Raw genomic sequence first — 21,772 nt, 5'->3', positions numbered from 1 at the left:
ACCCAACAATATGCCGAGTCCCGCCGTCACCTCGCCGCAAGTAGCCGTCAACGACATTGGCTCGAGCGAGGACTTTCTCGCCGCAATAGACAAAACGATCAAGTACTTCAACGATGGCGACATCGTCGAAGGCACGATCGTCAAAGTGGACCGGGACGAGGTGCTCCTCGATATCGGCTACAAGACCGAAGGGGTCATCCCCGCCCGCGAACTCTCCATCAAGCACGATGTCGACCCCAACGAGGTCGTTTCCGTCGGTGATGAGGTCGAAGCCCTGGTCCTCACCAAGGAGGACAAAGAGGGTCGCCTGATTCTCTCCAAGAAGCGCGCGCAGTACGAGCGCGCCTGGGGCACCATCGAGGCGCTCAAGGAGAAGGACGAGGCCGTCAAGGGCACCGTCATCGAGGTGGTCAAGGGTGGCCTGATCCTCGACATCGGGTTGCGCGGCTTCCTGCCCGCCTCGCTGGTCGAGATGCGCCGGGTGCGCGATCTGCAGCCGTACATCGGCAAGGAGATCGAGGCCAAGATCATCGAGCTGGACAAGAACCGCAACAACGTGGTGCTGAGCCGCCGCGCCTGGCTGGAGCAGACCCAGTCCGAGGTGCGCAGCGAGTTCCTCAACCAGCTGCAGAAGGGCGCCATCCGCAAGGGTGTCGTCTCCTCCATCGTCAACTTCGGTGCGTTCGTCGACCTCGGCGGTGTGGACGGTCTGGTGCACGTCTCCGAGCTGTCCTGGAAGCACATCGACCACCCGTCCGAGGTCGTGCAGGTGGGCGACGAGGTCACCGTCGAGGTGCTCGACGTCGACATGGACCGCGAGCGGGTTTCGTTGTCGCTTAAGGCGACTCAGGAAGACCCGTGGCGCCACTTCGCCCGCACCCACGCCATCGGCCAGATCGTGCCCGGCAAGGTCACCAAGCTGGTTCCGTTCGGTGCGTTCGTGCGTGTCGAGGAGGGCATCGAAGGTCTGGTGCACATCTCCGAACTGGCCGAGCGCCACGTCGAGGTCCCCGACCAGGTGGTCGCTGTCGGCGACGACGCGATGGTCAAGGTCATCGACATCGACCTGGAGCGCCGCCGGATCTCGTTGTCGCTCAAGCAGGCCAACGAGGACTACACCGACGAGTTCGACCCGGCGAAGTACGGCATGGCCGACAGCTACGACGAGCAGGGCAACTACATCTTCCCCGAGGGCTTCGACTCCGAGACCAACGAATGGCTCGAGGGCTTCGAGAAGCAGCGCAACGAGTGGGAGGCCCGCTACGCCGAAGCCGAGCGCCGGCACAAGATGCACACGGCGCAGATGGAGAAGTTCGCCGCCGCCGAGGCTGCCGGGCACGCCGAGCAGTCGCCGGGCAACGGCGCTCCTCCGGAGAAGGCGGGCGGATCGCTGGCCAGCGATGCCCAATTGGCCGCTCTGCGGGAGAAACTCGCCGGCAACGCGTGACGCTCTGCTGAGCACGCCATGCTGCGGATCGGGTTGACCGGTGGCATCGGCGCCGGCAAGTCGGCGCTCTCGTCCACCTTCGAGCGATGCGGTGCCGTCATCGTCGACGGTGATGTGATCGCTCGTGAGGTGGTGCAGCCGGGAACCGAGGGCCTGGCGGCGCTGGTCGAGGCGTTCGGCAGCGACATCCTGCTTGCGGACGGATCGCTGGATCGACCGGCGTTGGCCGCCAAGGCCTTTCGCGACGACGAGGCACGCAAGACGCTGAACGGGATTGTCCACCCGCTGGTGGGCAATCGCCGTTCGGAGATCATCGCCTCGGTGCCCGAGGATTCCGTTGTGGTCGAGGACATTCCGCTGCTGGTGGAGTCCGGGATGGCGCCACTGTTCCCGCTCGTCGTCATCGTCTACGCCGACGTCGAGGTGCGGCTGCGGCGGCTGGTCGACCAGCGCGGCATGCCGGAGGACGACGCCCGCGCGAGGATCGCCGCACAGGCCAGCGACGAGCAGCGCCGCGCGGTCGCCGACATCTGGGTGGACAACTCGGGCAGCCCCGAGGATCTGGTACAGCGGGCCCACGACGTGTGGAACACCCGCATTATCCCGTTCGCGCACAACCTGAGCGCACACCAGACCGTCCGGGCCCCGGCCCGGTTGGTGCCGCCCGACCCGAGCTGGGCGGACCAGGCGCAACGAATTGTGAACCGCCTCAAGACCAGCTGCGGTCACCGCGCGCTGCGCGTCGATCACATCGGCTCGACCGCCGTGCCGGACTTCCCGGCAAAGGACGTCATCGACGTTCAGATCACCGTCGAATCCCTGGCCGTCGCAGACGAACTCGTCGAGCCGTTGCTGTCCGCCGGGTACCCGCGCATCGAGCGCGTCGCCGAGGACGTGGCCAAGCCCGACGCCCGCAGCACCGTCGAGGGCTACGACCACCGGGACGCTCCGGAGCTGTGGCTCAAGCGAATTCACGCCTCGGCCGATCCCGGTCGGCCCACGAACGTGCACATCCGGGTGGACGGCTGGCCCAACCAGCAGTTCGCCCTGCTGTTCGCGGACTGGCTGACCGCGAACCCCGACGCCCGCGCCGAGTACCTGAACGTCAAGCGCGCCGCCGAAAAGGGCGGCGGAGACACCGCGGCCTACGTCGAGGTCAAAGAGCCGTGGTTCCTCGACGCGTACCGACGGGCCTGGGAGTGGGCCGACTCGACGGGCTGGAAGCCCTGACCCCTGTCAGGGCAGCGGTGCGCCGCACTGCAGCGCCCCGTTGTTGGGATCGCTGTTACCGGCCGTCGGTCTCACCATTTGGTCGGTTTGGGTGAAAACGTTGTCGTCGGCGTCGATTTCGCAGTGCACGTTGGCCGCGTAGGGAAAGCGCAGCACGATCCGCAGGCCGGCCTGCGCCGGGTCGGGAAGCACGGTGTTGGCCTCGAATACGTTGCCGGGCATGGAGGGAAGGCCAGTCGTGCTCGTCTGGCCGCCGTTGGTCACGAACGTGGCCTGGCTACCGGTCGTCAGGGCGTCGATCCTCGCCCGGTAGGTGATGTTGTGCAGATCGGCCCTTGCGATTGGCGGACTCAGCTGGGCGCCGGCGGCGATGACCGTCAGCGCGGCGATCGGCATCCACCTGCGGGGTTGGGAGGTCATAGGAGCTGAGATTACGCCCAGGGTCGTTGGCTCGCTGTTCGGTGGAGCCCCTAGGGCTGGCAATGGGGACACCAGAACGACATCCGGCCGCCGATCCGGCCGTGGTGAAGGGCTGTGCCGCAGCGGGGGCAGTGCGGGTCTGGTTCGTCGCGTACCCCGGTGAGCCAGCGAGCGAGGCCAGGCACCCGGCCGTGGCGCACCGCCGTGTGCAGCACTTGCGTCATCGCGCGATGCAAGTCCTTGACGGCTTGATCGTCCAACTCCGCAACCGCAACGGTGGGCCGTATCCTGGCCCGCCAGCAGATTTCGTCGACGAGCAGATTGCCGAGGCCCGCGATCACCGTTTGGTCCATCAGCATCGGTTTCAGGCGACCGCGTCGCCCGGCCAGCACGTCACGAAACTCTCGCAGGCCCATGCGTAGCGCGTCGGGCCCCTGTGGGCCCAGTACACCCGCGAGGTCGCCCTCGTCGTCGGCCAGCCAGACCCCGCGCAGCTTGCGCAGGTCGGCGTACCGCAGTTCACCCTTGTCGAGCGACACCACCAGGCGCTCATACTTTTCCGGCTCGGCGCTCGCTTCGGTGTAGTACGGGTGTCCGGTCATGCCGCTGTGGATCAGGAGCGCCGGACCATCGGTCGGCAGTATCAGCCATTTGCCGTGCCGGCGCGGGGCGCGGAAGCGGTGCCCGGCCAGGCGCCGCGCGAGCGCGGCGGCGGAGGCGTTGCGCAAAATCCCGGGGTCCAGGACATCTACGTGTTCAATCCGGCGGCGGGGCAAGGCTTTAGCAAGCTCGCGGCGGAACCCTTCGACATCCGGCAATTCAGGCACGAAGGTTCGCCAATCGTTCGCGCGGCCCGGTCAGCGAGCGGGCGTGCCGGAACATGCCTGCCCACGGATCGCCTTGCCCGACGACCCGGTTGGGAACATCGCGGATGCTGAACCGATCCGCCCGCATGCCGCGCGAATCCAGTTCGTCCCACTCCAGCGGCGTGGCCACCGGCGCGCCACTGCGGGCCCGCACCGAGTAGGGCGCGACGGCGGTCTGCGCGTAGGCGTTGCGCATGACGTCGAGGTAAATGCGGCCATCGCGTTTGTCTTTGCGGGCCTCGACCGTGCGGTGCGCCTCGTCGTCGGCGGCGACGACTTCGGCGACGTCACGGGCGAATTGGCGGACGGTGTCGAAGTCGGTCTCGGGGCGCAACGGCACCACCACGTGTAGCCCGCGCGATCCGGTGGTCTGCAGGTAGCGTGCCAGTCCCAAGTCGTCGAGCACATCGGCCACCGCGCGGGCGGTCGCCCGCACCGCCGCGAAATCTGCGTCGGACGGGTCGAGGTCGAAGACCAACCGGTCGGGACGGTGCAAGTTGGCCTGCCGCGACTGCCACACATGCAGGGTTATGCAATTCTGGTTGGCCAGCCAGCGCAGCGCTTCCGGGCGTTCGGCCAGCGGGTGCACCAGGGTGCCGCCCTCTTTGTCGACCTCGACCCCGCTCATCCAGTCGGGCAGCGTTTCAGCGAAATCCTGTTGCACGAAACCTTTTCCGCCGATGCCACGGGGGAACCGCTGTACGGTCAGCGCGCGGCCCATCAGGTGCGGCAGCATGGTCTCGGCCACCTCGCCGTAATAGTCGGCCAGGTCGCGCTTGGTGATCCCGTCCTTGCCGAACATGACCCGATCCGGGTGGGTGATCTCGATGTGAATGCGCGCCATCAGCGTGTCTCCCGTACCACCTCTGCGGCCTCCTTGTCGATGCGCAGGCCCTGGTAGCGCGGATGACGGAGCTTGCCATCGCGGGTCCATTCGGTAAACCCGATCTGCGCCACCAACTCCGGGCGCACCCAGCGTGCACCGTTCTCGCGTACCAGCCCCCGGGTGAACGGCGGGGCGTCCTGTTCGAGGGGGGAGAGCCGCTCGTGCAGGCTGCGCAGCGTGGCCTCGTCGAACCCGGTGCCGACCTTGCCGGCGTAGACGAGGTCGCGGCTTTCCCCATGGCCTGAGTAGTAGCCGAGCAGCAGCGCGCCCAGTTCGATTCGGCTACCTTTCGGGTTGGTGTAGCCGCCCACGACGAATTCTTGGTCGCGGACGCATTTGAACTTCAGCCAGTTCTTCGACCGACCGCCGTCGTAGGTGGCGTCGGCCAGCTTGGCGATCACGCCTTCGTCGCCGCGCTTGCAGGCGGCGCGGTAGGCGGCGAGGCCGTCGCCGATGCGGTGCGCGGTGTTGCGCAACGGATCATCGAAGCTGATCGCATCGCGTAGTAGTCGCTTGCGCCACCGCAGCGGCAGCGCGGTGGTATCGCTGCCGTCCAGGTGCAGCAGATCGAACAGGTAGTAGTAGACCCGGATTCGCGAGGCGCGAGCCACCTCGGAGTCGGTGATACCCAAGCGTCCCTGCAGGCGGGCGAAGCTGGTACGGCGTCCCTGGAACGCGACCACCTCACCATCCACCACGAATCGGGTGGTGCGCTGGGCGGCGAGCGCATCGACCAGCTCCGGGTAAGTTCCGTTGAGCGGCTTGCGATTTCGCGACAGCAGACGGACTTCATCGCCGTCACGGAAGACGAGGCAACGCATGCCGTCGAATTTGCGTTCGAAGATCCACCGCGGGTCACCGAACCGCTCGTCGGTCAGTGTGGCCAGGGTGGGATCTCGCCAGACGGGCACCCGTTCGGCACGCAGCGCGCCGCGCACCGCATCTGGCAGGCCGGCGATATCCGTCATCTCACGTGCATACCCGCCGCCGGACTCAGAAAACGGCTACGTCCCGCGCCAGGTCAGCGCCATGCCGTGGTGCGCCAGCCACCGCGACAGGTCATAGCCGTTGCAGGCCAACCCATCGACGGCGGCCACGGCGCGTCGCACCGCCCGCTCGGCGGCCTCGGGAGTCAGCAACCCGTGCCGGACGGCGTCCAGCAGCTCGTCGACGTCGGTGAGCTCGGCCCTGGCGCCGGTGCGGACCTCGATGTCCAGGTAGTGGTCTTCGGAATGCCACACGGCGGGACCGGGTGAGTACTCGCCCACATCCAGGTAGTAGTCGTGGTCGCGTTCATGCCCGGGATTGAAGTGAAACACGGTGGCGCGCAAGCCCACCGACGGCAGCAGCCACGATTCGAGGTAATGGAACTGGGCGCGACCGGGGGTGGGGCGGGCGACGTAGAGGCCCCACGGGTGCACCGCGTACTCGTCGACGGCCCGCACGATGCCCTTGGGATCGGTGTTGGTGCGGGCCAGGAGGTCGAACGTCTCGTGCTTCGGCGGGTGAATCATGTCACCCTACCGCCGCGAGGCGATTGCTTACCGGCGCAACCGGATCTTCCACCGCACGAACCCGGCATAGAAGAGCGACAACGCGGCCAGCATGCCCATGTCCAGCAGCCACATCTTCGGCGTGTGTTGCCAGAACCGGTCTTGGGACAGCAGCGAATCGGGCACCAAGTGGCGCAGATCCACCGTCGACGACGCTGCGGCGTAGCCCCAGCGCGCCGGCATCGCCCACGACAGCTGGTTCAAGCCGAGTCGGCCGGTCACCGGGACCATGCCGCCGCACAGCACCAGCTGCGCCATCACCGTCACCACGAACAGCGGCATGATCTGCTCGCTGGACCGAACCAGCGACGAAATCGCCAGGCCCAGAATGGCCGAGGCGACACACGTCGCCGCCACGGTGGCGAACAGTTCGACGGTGGCCCCGACGGTCGAGTGGCCGAACAGCACCGCGCCGCGCGTCGGGGCGCCCTTGCCGATCACCACGATCGCCGTCACGATCGCCGACTGCAGTATCGCGAACCCGCAGAACACCGCGCTCTTGGCGAGCAGGTAGGCGGTGGTCGACAACCCGACCGCCTGCTCACGCTGGAAGATGGCGCGCTCGCCGACCAGGTCGCGAATTGTCAAGGCGGTACCCATGAATGCCGCGGCCGGCATCAGCAGGGCCAGTATCTGCGCGGCCTCGTCGGGCGTCCCCGCGTTGGGTGCCGGAACGTGAAATCCGTTGCTGCCCGGGACGGTCAACGACAGCGAGCCGAGAATGAACGGCAGCAGCGCCAGAAAGACGAAGTAGGCGCGGTCGGCGATGACCAGGCGGACCTGGCGGCGGGCGATCGTCGAGATCTGGCGCCGCACGCTGGTGTGCACCGGTTCGCCGAGACTGCTCGGCTCGTCGGTCTTGTCCGGCAGGTACTTCTGCGGCCGCTTCTGCGCCTCGTTCTGTTCCAGGAAGCGGCGGTTGGCCTCGTCGGGGTCGGCGCCGACCTGGGTGAAGATCTTCGCCCAGTTGGTGGTGCCCATCGCCCCGCCGATCTGGTCGGGCGCGCCGCAGTAGGCCGTCTTGCCGCCGGGCGCCATCAGCAACACCTGATCGCAGACGTCCAGGTACGACAGCGAGTGTGTCACCACCAGCACGACTCGACCGGCGTCGGCCAGTTGGCGCAGCATCGTCATCACCTGTAGGTCCAGCGCGGGATCCAGGCCCGAGGTGGGCTCGTCGAGGATCAGCAGCGACGGCCCGGTCAGCAACTCGAGCGCCACCGAGGCGCGTTTGCGTTGCCCGCCGGACAGCTTCTCGACGCGGGTATCGGCGTGCTTGGTGAGGTCGAGCTCCTCGAGCACCTGGGCGACGACCTTGGCGCGGTCCGCTTTGCTGGTGTCGGGCGGCAGCCGCAGCTCGGCGGCGTAGCCCAGCGCCTGGTTGATGGTCAGCTGGCGATGCACCACGTCGTCCTGCGGGACGATGCCGATCCTGCTGCGCAGCGACGCGTACTCGGCGTGAATGTTGTGGCCCTCGAACGTCACTGAGCCCGACGTCGGGGTGGTGTAGCCGGCGATGAGCCGGGCCAGGGTGCTCTTTCCGGCGCCCGAACCGCCGATCACGGCGGTCAGCGTGCCGGGGCGCGCGGTCAGCGAGATGTCGTCCAGCAGTTGTTTGCCGTTGTCGACGACATACTTGACGTCGCGCACTTCCAGGCCGCCGGTGCGGGTGGCGGCGCCGCCGTGTTCGGTCAGGGTGCCGTCGCGGAACACCAGGTCGACGTTGCCGATGGTGACGATGTCGTCCTCGGACAGGATGGCCGACCCGATCCGCGTGCCGTTCACGAACGTTCCGTTGACGCTGTTATCCCGGATCTCGGTGCCCAGCTGGGTGGGCACCAGGGTGGCGTGCTGACGCGACGCCAGGACGTCGGAGACGACGATGTCGTTCTCGGCGGCCCGGCCGATCGTCAAGGCGCCAACCGTGCCCGCGGCCGACGACGCGCGCGGCGAGAGCAATTTCACAAAACGGGTCGCGAGGTTCGACACGTCGGCCGTCTTGGCGTCGATGACGGTGAATTCCGCTGCGGGCGGCTTGACCTGCAACCTTGCCGGCGAGCCGGGGTCGATGACGGTGCGCTGCTCGGGCGGTGTGCCATGGGGCGCCGGCAGCGGGGGCACGCGGGGCGGGGGCGCGGGCTGTCGCAGCGGTGCGTTCGGCGGTCTGGCCGGCTGCCGGGGTGGCACCGGGCGCGACGGCGCCCTCGGCGGACCGCCGCGCGCCGGGCCGCTCGGCCGGGCCTGCGGGGGCCGCGGCGAGTGCGTCGGGTTGGTTTGCTCAGCAATTGCGGACCAGGGCAGGGTCGGCGGTCCGGAATCGTGGCTCGGCCGGGTCCGCGGCGGATGCCCGGCATGGCCCTGCTGCGGTCCGATCGCGAAGGTCAAACGCGGACCCTGCGGGTTTCCGATGTGAATGCTCTGGCCGTCGTGGACATCGACCACCGGCATCCGGTAGCCGTTGAGGTAGGTCCCGTTCAGCGAGCCGTTATCGATTGCCAGCCAACGGCCTTGATCGAACCGCAGGATCAGATGCGCGCGCGAGATCCGCGGATCGGGGATGCGCACATCGGCCTGCACGTCGCGCCCGACGACCACCTCGTGGCCGGCCGCGAAGGATCGTAGGGACCCGTCATGCCGGATTGTCAGGATGGGCGGGGCGGGTCGAGTCACTATTCAAGTATCGGCCCGCTTTGGCAGTGGGCTCTATTGGACCCAGCTGTGACTTCGCTTTGTTTCGATCCGGCCACTCATAGCCGTTTCATAGCCTGCTGCGACGAATCGCCTACGGAGGTGGGGCATTATTCGAACGGGAGGGGTAGTTCGATTGTGTCCGCGCGCCGAGCACAGCGTTGTGCCGGCAGCCAGCGAGACGGAGTAAAGGGCCCAATCGCTATGCGCATGCCCATGGTGGGCGATCCGCATCACATTGCGGCGACACCTGGGGAGGTGCCGGAAACGAGGGGGCAATGCATTGACGAACGAGCACAAGGGAACTACTCGGCGCATCGGCGCCGGGCGACGGCTGCTGAGCAACCCGCGACAAGCCCGTGCGGCGCTGCGCGCGGGTTTTCACTCGTTGCCCGCCATGCCCATCGGGCAGCTGTTCCGTCGGATACCACCCGTCGATTCCGCGCCGAACGTGGAACCCGTGGTGGCGCAACAGCCCAACGATTCGTCGGGGTCGCGCCTCGCGGTGGCCAACGGCGCGTCGTTCGCCGGCTACACGATCCTGCGGCAGCTGGGCGCGGGCGGCATGGCCGAGGTGTATCTCGCGCTGCACCCCAGGCTGCCCCGCCGTGACGTGATCAAGGTGCTGGCCGAGGCGGTGACCGCCGACCCTGAATTCCGCGAAAGGTTCAACCGGGAGGCCGATCTCGCGGCGACGCTGTGGCACCCGCACATCGTCGGTGTGCACGACCGGGGCGAATTCAACGGGCATCTGTGGATTTCGATGGACTACGTCGAGGGCACCGACGCCGCGCGGCTGGTCAAGGAGAACTACGCCGACGGCATGCCGATCCACGAGGTGTGCGCGATCGTGCAGGCGGTCGCGGGCGCGCTGGACTACGCCCACGACCGTGGCCTGCTGCACCGCGACGTCAAGCCCGCCAACATCCTGCTCACCCATCCGGACGAGGGCGAGCGCCGAATCCTGTTGGCGGACTTCGGCGTCGCGCGTCACCTCGGCGACATCAGCGGGATCACCGAAACCAACGTCGCGGTCGGAACCGTGGCATACGCCGCGCCCGAGCAGCTGACGGGTTCCCCCATCGACGGCCGCGCCGACCAATACGCCTTGGCCGCAACGGCTTTCCACCTACTCACCGGGGCGCCGCCGTTCCAGCATTCCAACCCGATCGCGGTGATCAGTCAGCATCTGCACGAGGACCCGCCCCGGCTCACCGACTTCCGCCCCGATCTGGCCGAGCTCGACGAGGTGTTCTTCCGCGCCCTCGCCAAGCGACCCGAGGACCGGTTCGAGCGGTGCCGCGCGTTCGCCGGCGCCGTCAGCGAGGCGGCCGGCGGTGTCTCCGAGGCCGGCACGGGCGCCCCGCCGCGAGCCGTCGTATCGACACCGCATCGCCGCCGCGGACCCGTGGGTGCCGTTGCCGGGCTGAGTCACCGGTTTTCGGCGAAGACCCGGTGGTCGACCGCGCTGGTGTGTGCGGTGCTCATCGCCGTCGCGGCGACCTGGTCGCTGCTCTACTCGTTTCAGCCCGACACACCGCCGGCCAGCCCCGCGCTCGCGTCGAGACCGTCCGCCCCGGCCGCCAGCGCCGCGCCCACCCCCGGCGCACCGGTGCTCAATGGGACCTACAAGCTCAACTACGACCAGACCAAGCGCACCACCAACGGCATCTCGATCCGCCACGACGGGGCGGCCACCAGTTGGTGGGCCTTCCGGTCGGCGTGCACCACCAACGGATGCGCGGCCACCGGGACCCAGCTGGACGATGCCACCCACCAGGTGGCCAACGCCACCGACGGGGGACAGACCGACACCCTGCGCTTCGTCGGGGGCTACTGGCAGGGCACCCCGGCGCAGCAGCGGGTGGGCTGCACCCAGCAAAATGGTCAGGTTCGGGCCACCCAGCAGGAAACCATCGCCTGGTCACTGGCGCCGCAGGCCGACGGCACCCTGCGCGGCACGCTGACCGAGACCGTGCTGAGCAACGAATGCGGCGCCCAGGGGGCGGTGGTGCGGGTGCCCGTGGTGGCCACCCGGACCGGCGACGTGCCCCCGAAGGTGACGTTGGGCGACCCCACCCAGGTCATCAACACCTCCACCACCGCGTCCGCCCCGGCGCCGCCGGTGCTCGGCGGGCTGTGCAGCGACGTCGGCAAGGTCGCCTACGACCCGACCAACAACGAGCAGATCGTCTGCGAGGGCAGCAGCTGGGCCAAGGCGCCGATCACGATGGGCGTGCACGCCGCCGGCGGCTCATGCGACCGGCCCGGCACGTCGGTGTTCGCCATGAGCACGTCCAGCGACGGCTATCTGCTGCAATGCGATCCGGTGACCCGGACGTGGACGCGCCCGGTGGGCTAGCCAACGCCGTTCGGGGCGGTCGGTCTCCCGGGTAGCAATAGGTGAGTCTCGAATCCGCTAGCGCATGCGCTAGCGCGTTTGGCAATCGCCCTATCCTTCCGGACAGGTACGGATGTGGCGGATGTGGCTGGCCGCCGGCGCTGACCTGGGCGGACCAGGCCCAGAGCACTTGTCGGTGATCGGTTCTACCCTGGTGGCATGGCATTCGCCACGGAGCATCCCGTAGTAGCGCATTCGGAGTATCGCGCTGTCGACGACGTCGTGCGCGTCGGCGGCGAGTTCGAGGTGGTCAGTCCGCACGATCCCGCCGGCGACCAGCCGGCCGCCATCCAGGAGCTGGAACGCCGGATCAGGGCGGGGGAGCGCGACGTCGTGCTGCTGGGCGCCACCGGTACCGGCAAGTCGGCCACCACCGCGTGGCTGATCGAGCGGCTGCAGCGGCCCACCCTGGTGATGGCGCCCAATAAGACGCTGGCCGCCCAGCTGGCCAATGAGCTGCGAGAGATGTTGCCGCACAACGCGGTTGAATACTTCGTCTCGTACTACGACTACTACCAGCCCGAGGCGTACATCGCCCAGACCGACACCTACATCGAGAAGGACAGCTCGATCAACGACGATGTGGAGCGGCTACGGCACTCCGCGACGTCCTCGCTGCTGTCGCGCCGCGACGTGGTCGTGGTGGCGTCGGTGTCGTGCATCTACGGCCTGGGAACCCCGCAGTCCTACCTGGACCGCTCGGTGGAGGTACGGGTGGGCGCCGAGGTGCCGCGGGATGCGCTGCTGCGGCTGCTGGTCGACGTCCAGTACACCCGCAACGACCTGTCGTTCACCCGCGGCTCGTTCCGGGTGCGTGGCGACACGGTGGAGATCATCCCGTCCTACGAAGAGCTGGCGGTGCGCATCGAGTTCTTCGGCGACGAGATCGAGGCGCTGTACTACCTGCACCCGCTGACGGGCGACGTGATCCGCCAGGTGGACTCGCTGCGGATCTTTCCGGCCACCCACTACGTGGCGGGCCCCGAGCGGATGGCCCACGCGATCTCGACGATCGAAGCGGAGCTGGCCGAGCGGCTGGCCGAGCTGGAGGGCCAGGGCAAGCTGCTCGAGGCGCAGCGGTTGCGGATGCGCACCAACTACGACATCGAGATGATGCGCCAGGTCGGGTTCTGCTCGGGCATCGAGAACTACTCCCGGCACATCGACGGCCGGGGTGCGGGCTCGCCGCCGGCGACCCTGCTGGACTACTTCCCGGAAGACTTCCTGCTGGTCATCGACGAATCCCACGTCACCGTCCCGCAGATCGGCGGCATGTACGAGGGCGACATGTCGCGCAAACGCAACCTGGTCGAATACGGGTTCCGGCTGCCGTCGGCGTGCGATAACCGCCCGCTGACCTGGGAGGAGTTCGCCGACCGGATCGGGCAGACGGTGTACCTGTCGGCCACGCCCGGCCCCTACGAACTCAGCCAGTCCGGCGGCGAATTCGTCGAGCAGGTGATCCGGCCCACCGGCCTGGTGGACCCGAAAGTGGTGGTCAAGCCGACCAAGGGGCAGATCGACGACCTGATCGGCGAGATCCGGAAGCGCACCGAGGCCGACCAGCGGGTGCTGGTCACGACGCTGACCAAGAAGATGGCCGAGGACCTCACCGATTACCTGCTCGAGATGGGCATCCGGGTGCGCTATCTGCACTCGGAGGTCGACACGCTGCGCCGGGTCGAGTTGCTGCGCCAGCTGCGGCTGGGCGAATACGACGTGCTGGTCGGCATCAACCTGCTGCGCGAGGGCCTGGACCTCCCCGAAGTGTCGCTGGTGGCGATCCTGGACGCGGACAAGGAGGGCTTCCTGCGGTCATCGCGCAGCCTGATTCAGACCATCGGCCGCGCCGCCCGCAACGTCTCCGGTGAGGTGCACATGTACGCCGACACCATCACCGATTCGATGAAAGAGGCCATCGACGAGACCGAACGGCGGCGGGCGAAGCAGGTCGCGTACAACGAGGAACACGGCATCGACCCGCAGCCGCTGCGCAAGAAGATCGCCGACATCCTCGACCAGGTCTACCGCGAGGCGGACGACAGCGAGACGGTGGAGATCGGCGGGTCAGGGCGCAATGCGTCCCGTGGCCGCCGCGCGCAGGGCGAGCCGGGCCGCGCGGTCAGCGCCGGGGTGTTCGAGGGCCGCGACACGGCCAGCATGCCGCGCGCCGAACTGGCCGACCTGATCAAGGACCTCACCGCCCAGATGATGGCCGCGGCACGTGACCTGCAGTTCGAGCTGGCGGCGCGGTTCCGCGACGAGATCGCCGACCTCAAGAAGGAACTGCGTGGGATGGACGCTGCTGGCCTGAAATGAGTTTGCTGGCAACCGATCTCCGGCTCTTATCTCCGCGTGACCCCATACGGTAGAGGGGTGACCGACGCGGCGACTATCACCGGCGGCTGGCGGGAGCTGCTGGGCGCGAGGTACCTGAGGACTTCCATCCTGCTGGCCGGCGGGGTGGCGCTCTACGCCACGAATGAGTTCCTGACCACCAGCTTATTGCCCAACACCATCGCAGAAATCGGCGGCAGCCGGCTCTACGCGTGGGTGACCACGCTGTACCTCGTGGGGTCGGTGGTCGCCGCCACGATGGTCAATCCGATGCTGCTGCGCATCGGGGCGCGGTCGTCATACCTGTTGGGTCTCGTCGTGTTCGGTATTGCCAGCCTGGTTTGCGCTGCCGCACCAACCATGCATGTTTTGATTGCTGGGCGGGCCATGCAGGGGGTGGCTGGGGGCTTGCTGGCCGGCCTGGGCTACGCGGTCATCAACTCCGCCCTGCCCCGCTGGTTGTGGACGAGGGGCTCGGCCCTGGTGTCGGCGATGTGGGGGGTCGCGACCGTGGTCGGACCCACCACGGGGGGCCTGTTCGCGCAGCTCGGGATCTGGCGATGGGCTTTCGTCGCGATGGCCATCCTGACCTTGCTGATGGCCCTGCTGGTCCCGGTCGCGTTGGCCCAGGTCAACCCGACGAACGGCCTCGCCAGGATGAAGATCCCGGTGTGGTCGCTGCTGATCATTGGGCTGGCGGCGCTGGCCGTCAGTGTCGCGCAGATTCCGCGCAACGCCGTCGCGACGTATGGGCTGCTCGCGGCGGGCATCGGCCTGGTCGGCGTCTTCGTGATCGTCGACTGGCGGATGCACGCGGCCATCTTGCCGCCCAGCGTGTTCTCGCCCGGCCCCCTGAAGTGGATCTACCTCACCATGGGCGTGTTGATGGGCGCGGCGATGGTGAACACCTACGTGCCGCTGTTCGGGCAGCGGCTGGCCCATCTGACGCCGATCGCGGCCGGATTCCTGGGAGCGGCGCTCGCGCTGGGCTGGACGGTGAGCGAGATCGTCAGCGCATCGCTGGAGAACCCACGGACGATCGGGCGGGTGGTCATGGTGGCGCCTATGGTGGCCGCGTCGGGCCTGGCGCTGGGTGCCGTCGCCCGGCACGGCGACGGCTCGCCCTGGACCGCCGCGCTGTGGGCGGTGGCCCTGCTGGTCGCCGGCATCGGGATCGGGATGGCCTGGCCGCACCTGTCGGCCCGCGCGATGGCTTCCGTCGCGGACCCGGCCGAAGGCGGCGCCGCTTCCGCGGCGATCAACACCGTCCAGCTGACCTCCGCCGCGATCGGTGCCGGATTGGCCGGTGTCGTCGTCAACACCGCGACCGGCGGCGAGGATATGGCGGCGCACCTGCTGTTCACGGTGTTCACCGCGTTGAGCGCGGCCGGCGTCGCCGTGTCCTACGCCGCTACGCGGGCCACCCGGCAAGCCGAGCCGGTCGCCACCGGGGGCTGAGCTTGCCGCCGAATAGCGTTGCGGTCAGCCAGATCTGCATGCTGCTCAACTACCGGCATCCGGCGCGTCACGCGGACGGCATAACGCAGATCACCGCGTGGACTTGACCACCTGCGAGTAGTGGAACTGCCACCGCTCGACAATGTGGAAGCCGAGGTAGCCCGGGAACCGGTACGCCGGGGCGCGCCCGAATGCGCTTCCGGGCGGTAGCGATTGCCCGGTTTGATGGTCGGGCAGCGAGTTGTCTTTATTGGTGATGGTCCAGATCGCCGGGCACTTATTGATTTTGGCCGTCGTCAGCCACACGGCGACGTGCCCGTCCCACAATGATCCGGCCTTCGGGCCGTACACCCCGCGTTCCACGTCGATCAACGACCGGAAGGCCGCCGGGCGGGTGGCCAGCAACGCACGAATCGGCCCGGGCCGCCACGGCACGGTGTTGTCCACCATCAGACAGTCGCCGGGGGCGGCGTGGGAGCTGATCAGATCGGCGACCTGGCTGTAGTCCCAACCCTCTTTGGCGTACGGCCAGCGTTGCACGAACAGGTAGTCGGGGACGGCCGCGCCGACGAAAAGCGCGACGAGACCGGCGATCAGCCACGCCCGACGCCCCACGGTGATGATGCAGATCGCCAGCACGACGGCCATCGCCGGCGTGGTCAGGATCAGGTAGCGGGGGAAGTACATCGGCTCGGAGACCGCCGAATAGATCACGACGGCGGCGGTGGGCAGCACCATCCACGCGATGCAGATGGTCAGGAGGCGACGCATGTCGCCCGGCGGGGCGGGCGCGCCGGCCAGCCGAGCGGCGACCGCGGCCACCATGATGACCGCACTGAGCACCGCGAACGGCACACTGTGGTCGAAATACTGGCGCTGGGTGATGTCGAAGGCGTAGTGCCAGCTGACCGGGAAAAGCCAATTGACCTGGAACGCCTGACCATGTGCGAACAGGATGAACGGCGTCATCGCGCCCAGCGCGACGGCCGTGCCGGCCGCGCACCAGATCGCCGGGAATTTTCGGGATCCCTTGGGGGCCACCAGCGGCAGCATCGCCGCGTAGACGAGAACGAGCAGGATCAGGTTGAGGCTCAGCAGGATCGACACCATCAGCGCCACGGCGTAGCCGACCCACAGCCGGGCACGATGTCGCCGCACCGCGGCGACGAACAATACCGTTAGCCAGATCGCCGCGGCCACCGACATCGCATACGAGCGGGCCTCCATGCCCGCCCACGTGATGCGAGGCAGGATCGCGAAGACGACGCCGGCGCACACCGCGGTACCGCGGCCGGGCGTGAACTGCCTGGTGAACACCGTGACGCCGGCGGCGGCGGCCCCGATCGCCAGGGCACTGGGGAAACGCGACCAGAATTCGGTAGGCGGGAACAGCGCGAACCAACCGTGCATCAGCAGGTAATAAGCGCCATGGACGGCGTCGATGTGACCCAGCAACCGCCACAGCTCTGGCAAAGTCCGGCTGGCCGCAGCCGATATCGTCGCCCCTTCGTCGAACCAGAGCGACGGCCGGCACGCCCAGGCGGCGCTGACGGCGGTGGCGAACATTGCGATTGCCCACGGATCGAGCAACCCGCCGCGAGCACGCCCGGCCGCGGGCTCGGCGCCGAAATCCCCGGCACGGGGCTCGACGGTGGGCTCGAGGGTGGGCATGGACATGATGCTTGTTACTGTAAGGCGCCGTTGATGGAACGAGTCACAAATCGCGTCCGGGGCATTCGCACTTCGCGCCCGCTTTCCCGAAAAGCGGCGTAATGCAATGCCTTCCGCGTTGGCCCTGCACATTCGAATGTTTTTTCATTGGCAATATTGTCCGTTGCCGCAGCCAGCGCCCGCAAATTGCGGACGCGCCACGCCGCGTTGTGTCGTTAATCTGTCTCCTCTGCAACGAGCAAACGCGCTACTGTCTTGGGTTGGCTGACCAACCGAAACTGGGAGGGTAAATGGGCGCCTATCGGACTGTGGTGGTAGGAACCGATGGCTCGGATTCGTCAATGCGCGCGGTGGAGAAGGCGGCGCAGATCGCGGGAGCGGACGCCAGGCTGATCGTGGCGTCGGCGTACCTGCCGCAACATGAGGACGCCCGGGCCGCCGACGCCCTGCGGGACGAAAGCTACAAGGTTTCGGGCACCGCCCCGATTTACGCGATCCTGCGTGACGCCAAGGACCGCGCCCACGCCGCCGGTGCGCAGAACATCGACGAGCGACCCATCGTCGGGGCGCCGGTCGACGCGCTGGTGCACCTCGCCGAGGAGGAGCAGGCCGATCTGCTCGTGGTCGGCAACGTCGGCTTGAGCACGATCGCCGGCCGGCTGCTGGGATCGGTGCCGGCCAACGTCTCGCGTCGGGCCAAGACCGACGTGTTGATCGTGCACACCACGACGTAGCCGTGCCGCTACCAGCCCCGCTCGCGCCACTCGCTCAGGTGCGGGCGCTCGGCGCCTAACGCCGTGTCGTCGCCATGACCGGGGTAGATGACCGTGGAGTCGTCATACACGTCGAACACCCGGGTGCTGACGTCCTCGATCAGCTGGGTGAAATCCCCCGGCTGCCACGTCTTCCCGACGCCGCCCGGGAACAGGCAGTCGCCGGTGAACAGCTGGGTGACCCCGCCGGTCGCGGGCCCGTCCAGAGCAAGCGCGATCGAGCCCGGGGTGTGCCCGCGCAGGTGGATGACATCGAACGTCAGCTCGCCGATCCGCACGGTGTCGCCATTGCCCAGCAAACGGTCCGGTTTGACCGGCAGCGGTTCCGCGTCGATCTCGTTGGCGGCGGTCGGCGCCCCGGTGGCGGCCGCCACCGCCTCCAGCGCCTGCCAGTGATCGAAGTGCTGGTGGCTGGTCACGATCAACGACACCTTCGGCGCGTTCTGCCGGATCAGGTCGATCAGCACGTCCGCGTCGTTGGCGGCGTCGATCAGCAGCGTTTCGCCGGTAGCGGAACAAGTGATCAGATATGCGTTGTTGTCCATGGGGCCGACAGAGACCTTTAGGATCGTGGCGCCGGGTAGGGTCCGGCGAGCCGCGGTACCGGGGTCAACGTGCCCGGTGTAGTTGTCGTCCACTGCAGTCATACCGGTCACGCTACTGGTCAAAACTTGCTTGTCGGTATGGGCACATAGCATGGAATGCGCCGTGCGCAATTCCGGTTTCGGATTCCGCAGCGCGGCTACGAGAAGTCGCCAGATAGTTCCTGAGAGGGGCAGCGTTGGCTGACCGTCTGATCGTCAAGGGCGCCCGCGAGCACAACCTGCGCGGCGTCGATCTCGACCTGCCCCGCGACGCGCTGATCGTCTTCACCGGGCTGTCGGGTTCGGGTAAATCGTCGCTGGCCTTCGACACGATCTTCGCCGAGGGACAGCGCCGATACGTGGAGTCGCTGTCCGCCTACGCCCGCCAGTTCCTGGGGCAGATGGACAAGCCGGACGTCGACTTCATCGAGGGTCTGTCCCCGGCGGTGTCCATCGACCAGAAGTCCACCAACCGCAACCCGCGCTCCACCGTCGGCACCATCACCGAGGTATACGACTACCTGCGCCTGCTTTACGCGCGGGCGGGCACGCCGCACTGCCCGATCTGTGGCGAGCGGATCGCCCGCCAGACCCCGCAGCAAATCGTCGATCAGGTGCTGGCGATGCCGGAGGGCACCCGATTCCTGGTGCTGGCCCCGGTGGTGCGCACCCGCAAGGGCGAGTTCGCCGACCTCTTCGAGAAGCTCAACGCCCAGGGCTACAGCCGGGTGCGGGTCGACGGCGTCGTGCACCCGTTGACCGATCCGCCGAAGCTGAAGAAGCAGGAAAAGCACGACATCGAGGTGGTGGTGGACCGCCTGACCGTCAAGGCGTCCGCCAAGCAGCGGCTCACCGATTCGGTGGAAACCGCGCTGAACCTGGCCGACGGCATCGTGGTGCTCGAGTTTGTCGACCACGAACACGACGCACACAACCGGGAGCAGCGGTTCTCCGAGAAGTTGGCCTGCCCCAACGGGCACGCGCTGGCGGTCGACGACCTGGAACCGCGGTCGTTCTCGTTCAACTCGCCCTACGGCGCCTGCCCGGAGTGCAGCGGCCTGGGCATCCGCAAGGAAGTCGACCCCGACCTGGTGGTGCCCGACCCCGAGCGCACCCTGGCCGAGGGCGCGGTGGCGCCGTGGTCGGCGGGCCACACCGCGGAGTACTTCACCCGGATGATGGCCGGGCTGGGCGACGAGATGGGCTTCGACGTCGACACCCCGTGGCGCAAACTGCCGGCCAAGGCCCGCAAGGCGATTCTCGAGGGCTCCGATCACCAGGTGCACGTGCGGTACCGCAACCGGTACGGCCGGACCCGGTCCTACTACGCCGATTTCGAGGGCGTGCTGGCGTTCCTGCAGCGCAAGATGGCCCAGACCGAGTCCGAGCAGATGAAGGAACGCTACGAAGGCTTCATGCGGGACGTGCCGTGCCCGGTGTGTGAGGGGACGCGGCTCAAGCCCGAGATTCTGGCGGTGTTGCTGGCCGCCGGGGACCGGGGCGCGAAGTCCATCGCCGAGGTCTGCGAGCTGTCGATCTCGGACTGCGCCGACTTCCTCAACGCGCTCACCCTGGGTCCGCGCGAGCAGGCGATCGCGGGACAGGTGCTCAAGGAGATCCAGTCGCGGCTGGGCTTTTTGCTCGACGTGGGGCTGGAGTACCTGTCGCTGTCCCGCGCCGCGGCGACGCTGTCCGGCGGTGAGGCGCAACGCATTCGGCTGGCCACCCAGATCGGGTCCGGTCTGGTCGGCGTGCTCTACGTCCTCGACGAGCCGTCCATCGGGCTGCATCAGCGCGACAACCGCCGGCTCATCGAAACCCTCACGCGGCTAAGGGGTCTGGGTAACACGCTGATCGTCGTCGAGCACGACGAGGACACCATCGCGCACGCCGACTGGATCGTCGACATCGGCCCGCGGGCCGGTGAGCACGGGGGCGAGATCGTGCACAGCGGCACCTACAGCGAGCTGCTGGCCAACAAGGATTCGATCACCGGCGCCTACCTGTCGGGCAAGGAACGCATCGAGATGCCGGTGAAGCGGCGACCCGTCGACCGCAAGCGTCAGCTCACCGTCGTCGGCGCCCGCGAGCACAATTTGCGGGGCATCGACGTCTGTTTCCCGCTCGGCGTGCTCACCTCGGTGACCGGCGTGTCCGGATCCGGCAAATCGACGCTGGTGAACGACATCCTGGCCGCGGTGCTGGCCAACCGGCTCAACGGCGCCCGGCAGGTCCCCGGCCGGCACACCCGGGTCACCGGGCTGGATCATCTGGACAAGCTGGTGCGAGTGGACCAGTCACCGATCGGTCGCACGCCGCGATCCAACCCCGCCACCTACACGGGGGTATTCGACAAGATCCGCACCCTGTTCGCCGCCACCACCGAGGCCAAAGTTCGTGGCTATCAACCGGGCCGGTTCTCGTTCAACGTCAAGGGCGGCCGCTGCGAGGCGTGCACCGGCGACGGCACGATAAAGATCGAGATGAACTTTTTGCCCGACGTGTACGTGCCGTGCGAGGTCTGCCACGGCGCCCGGTACAACCGGGAAACCCTGGAGGTGCACTACAAGGGCAAGACCATCTCCGAGGTGCTGGACATGTCCATCGAGGAGGCGGCGGAGTTCTTCGAGCCGATCACCGGCATCCACCGATACCTGCGCACCCTGGTCGACGTGGGGCTGGGATATGTGCGGCTCGGCCAGCCCGCGCCGACGCTGTCCGGCGGCGAGGCGCAACGCGTCAAACTGGCCGCGGAACTGCAGAAGCGCTCGACCGGGCGCACGGTGTACATCCTCGACGAGCCCACCACGGGACTGCATTTCGACGACATCCGCAAGCTGCTGAAGGTCATCAATGGCCTTGTCGACAAGGGCAATACGGTCATCGTCATCGAGCACAACCTGGACGTGATCAAGACCTCGGACTGGATCGTCGACATGGGCCCCGAAGGCGGCGCCGAGGGCGGAACCGTTGTCGCGGAAGGCACTCCAGAGGACGTCGCCGCCGTTCCGGAGAGCTACACCGGGAAGTTCCTCGCCGAGGTGATCGGCCGCAGCCCGGCGCCATCCAGCGCTCCGCCGCGATCGAACCGGCGCCGCAAAGTCACCGCCTGAGCCCGGTCATCCCTGATCGGGCCGCATCGACTCCCGGATCTGGGCCAGCCGCTCGGCCGCGGCACGCCGGCGTTCGTCGTATTGTTCGTCGACCGAGCGGCCTTCGGGTGATTCCGCGTCGAGTTCGGCGGCGCCTTGCGCGGTGGCATACCGCGCCTCGATCTGGTCGCGCACCGACTCGAAGGTCGGCACACCGGAGTCGTCGTATTCGGGGACGGGCCCGGTGGAGCTGGGCGTGACTGGTTCGTCGGGCATGACGTCACGGTACTGCGACGACGGATCGAAATGCCGCGTCGTGGTTTTGGTGCGGCAGCGTCAATATCCGCGTCGCGGCACTACAGCGGG

At 67.8% G+C, this 21,772-nt stretch carries 16 protein-coding genes; 7 read left to right on the top strand and 9 right to left on the bottom strand.

Annotated elements, in window-relative coordinates; all coding sequences use genetic code 11:
• The first annotated feature begins 10 nt into the window (after positions 1-10).
• A complete protein-coding gene (gene rpsA, locus A5732_RS13880) occupies positions 11-1,447 on the top strand; it encodes a 30S ribosomal protein S1 (protein WP_065056140.1) in 1,437 nt (478 codons plus the stop codon).
• 18 nt (positions 1,448-1,465) lie between these two features.
• Positions 1,466-2,677 (top strand): dephospho-CoA kinase, encoded by a 1,212-nt coding sequence (coaE, locus tag A5732_RS13875; protein WP_076102496.1) that lies wholly within the window; start codon positions 1,466-1,468, stop codon positions 2,675-2,677.
• 6 nt (positions 2,678-2,683) lie between these two features.
• Here coaE and A5732_RS13870 read toward each other — a convergent pair whose 3' ends face one another.
• The 6 genes from A5732_RS13870 to A5732_RS13845 form a co-directional block, all read right to left on the bottom strand.
• Positions 2,684-3,097 (bottom strand): hypothetical protein, encoded by a 414-nt coding sequence (locus A5732_RS13870; RefSeq protein ID WP_065075250.1) that lies wholly within the window; start codon positions 3,095-3,097, stop codon positions 2,684-2,686.
• Between the two features lie 50 nt (positions 3,098-3,147).
• Positions 3,148-3,924 carry an Fpg/Nei family DNA glycosylase gene (locus A5732_RS13865; protein ID WP_076102495.1) on the bottom strand — a complete coding sequence of 259 codons (777 nt, stop codon included), beginning with the start codon at positions 3,922-3,924 and terminating at the stop codon, positions 3,148-3,150.
• Complete coding sequence (ligD, locus tag A5732_RS13860) at positions 3,917-4,807, bottom strand: non-homologous end-joining DNA ligase (protein ID WP_076102494.1); 891 nt, start codon at positions 4,805-4,807, stop codon at positions 3,917-3,919. The genes A5732_RS13865 and ligD (A5732_RS13860) overlap by 8 nt, the downstream gene beginning before the upstream one ends.
• On the bottom strand, positions 4,807-5,817 hold the full coding sequence (gene ligD, locus A5732_RS13855; protein ID WP_076055138.1) for a non-homologous end-joining DNA ligase: 1,011 nt from the start codon (positions 5,815-5,817) through the stop codon (positions 4,807-4,809). Before ligD (A5732_RS13855) ends, ligD (A5732_RS13860) begins: the two co-directional genes overlap by 1 nt.
• Positions 5,818-5,853: 36 nt before the next feature.
• Complete coding sequence (locus tag A5732_RS13850) at positions 5,854-6,294, bottom strand: DUF402 domain-containing protein (protein ID WP_076055254.1); 441 nt, start codon at positions 6,292-6,294, stop codon at positions 5,854-5,856.
• 96 nt (positions 6,295-6,390) lie between these two features.
• A complete protein-coding gene (locus A5732_RS13845) occupies positions 6,391-9,075 on the bottom strand; it encodes an ATP-binding cassette domain-containing protein (RefSeq protein ID WP_216351581.1) in 2,685 nt (894 codons plus the stop codon).
• Between the two features lie 412 nt (positions 9,076-9,487).
• Between A5732_RS13845 and A5732_RS13840 the strand changes: the two genes are divergently transcribed.
• The 3 genes from A5732_RS13840 (at position 9,488) to A5732_RS13830 (ending at position 15,286) form a co-directional block, all read left to right on the top strand.
• Positions 9,488-11,452, top strand: a complete 1,965-nt coding sequence (locus A5732_RS13840) for a serine/threonine-protein kinase (RefSeq protein WP_253189067.1) — start codon at positions 9,488-9,490, stop codon at positions 11,450-11,452.
• A gap of 198 nt (positions 11,453-11,650) precedes the next feature.
• Positions 11,651-13,810: an excinuclease ABC subunit UvrB gene (uvrB, locus tag A5732_RS13835; protein WP_065051692.1), complete on the top strand. Its 2,160-nt coding sequence runs from the start codon at positions 11,651-11,653 to the stop codon at positions 13,808-13,810.
• A gap of 57 nt (positions 13,811-13,867) precedes the next feature.
• Positions 13,868-15,286, top strand: coding sequence for an MFS transporter (locus A5732_RS13830; protein WP_076102491.1), 1,419 nt, complete (start codon positions 13,868-13,870; stop codon positions 15,284-15,286).
• 90 nt (positions 15,287-15,376) lie between these two features.
• Here the strand turns inward: A5732_RS13830 and A5732_RS13825 are convergent, their stop codons facing one another.
• Entirely contained in the window at positions 15,377-16,963 is a 1,587-nt protein-coding gene (locus A5732_RS13825) for a glycosyltransferase family 39 protein (RefSeq protein ID WP_076102490.1), read from the bottom strand.
• A 284-nt stretch (positions 16,964-17,247) separates the two neighbouring features.
• Here A5732_RS13825 and A5732_RS13815 point away from each other — a divergent pair, with 284 nt between their 5' ends.
• Positions 17,248-17,691 (top strand): universal stress protein, encoded by a 444-nt coding sequence (locus A5732_RS13815; RefSeq protein WP_076102489.1) that lies wholly within the window; start codon positions 17,248-17,250, stop codon positions 17,689-17,691.
• 8 nt (positions 17,692-17,699) lie between these two features.
• Here A5732_RS13815 and A5732_RS13810 read toward each other — a convergent pair whose 3' ends face one another.
• Positions 17,700-18,377, bottom strand: coding sequence for an MBL fold metallo-hydrolase (locus A5732_RS13810; protein ID WP_065054562.1), 678 nt, complete (start codon positions 18,375-18,377; stop codon positions 17,700-17,702).
• A 134-nt stretch (positions 18,378-18,511) separates the two neighbouring features.
• Between A5732_RS13810 and uvrA the strand changes: the two genes are divergently transcribed.
• Positions 18,512-21,427 carry an excinuclease ABC subunit UvrA gene (gene uvrA, locus A5732_RS13805; RefSeq protein ID WP_076055122.1) on the top strand — a complete coding sequence of 972 codons (2,916 nt, stop codon included), beginning with the start codon at positions 18,512-18,514 and terminating at the stop codon, positions 21,425-21,427.
• A 6-nt stretch (positions 21,428-21,433) separates the two neighbouring features.
• Here the strand turns inward: uvrA and A5732_RS13800 are convergent, their stop codons facing one another.
• Entirely contained in the window at positions 21,434-21,682 is a 249-nt protein-coding gene (locus A5732_RS13800; RefSeq protein WP_064953377.1) for a hypothetical protein, read from the bottom strand.
• Positions 21,683-21,772 lie beyond the last annotated feature (90 nt).

This window comes from Mycobacterium colombiense (genome assembly GCF_001953985.1).
Taxonomy (GTDB): Bacteria; Actinomycetota; Actinomycetes; order Mycobacteriales; family Mycobacteriaceae; genus Mycobacterium; species Mycobacterium colombiense_B.
The sequence above is the reverse complement of the archived record's forward strand: the minus strand, read 5'-3'. Positions and strand labels throughout refer to the sequence as shown.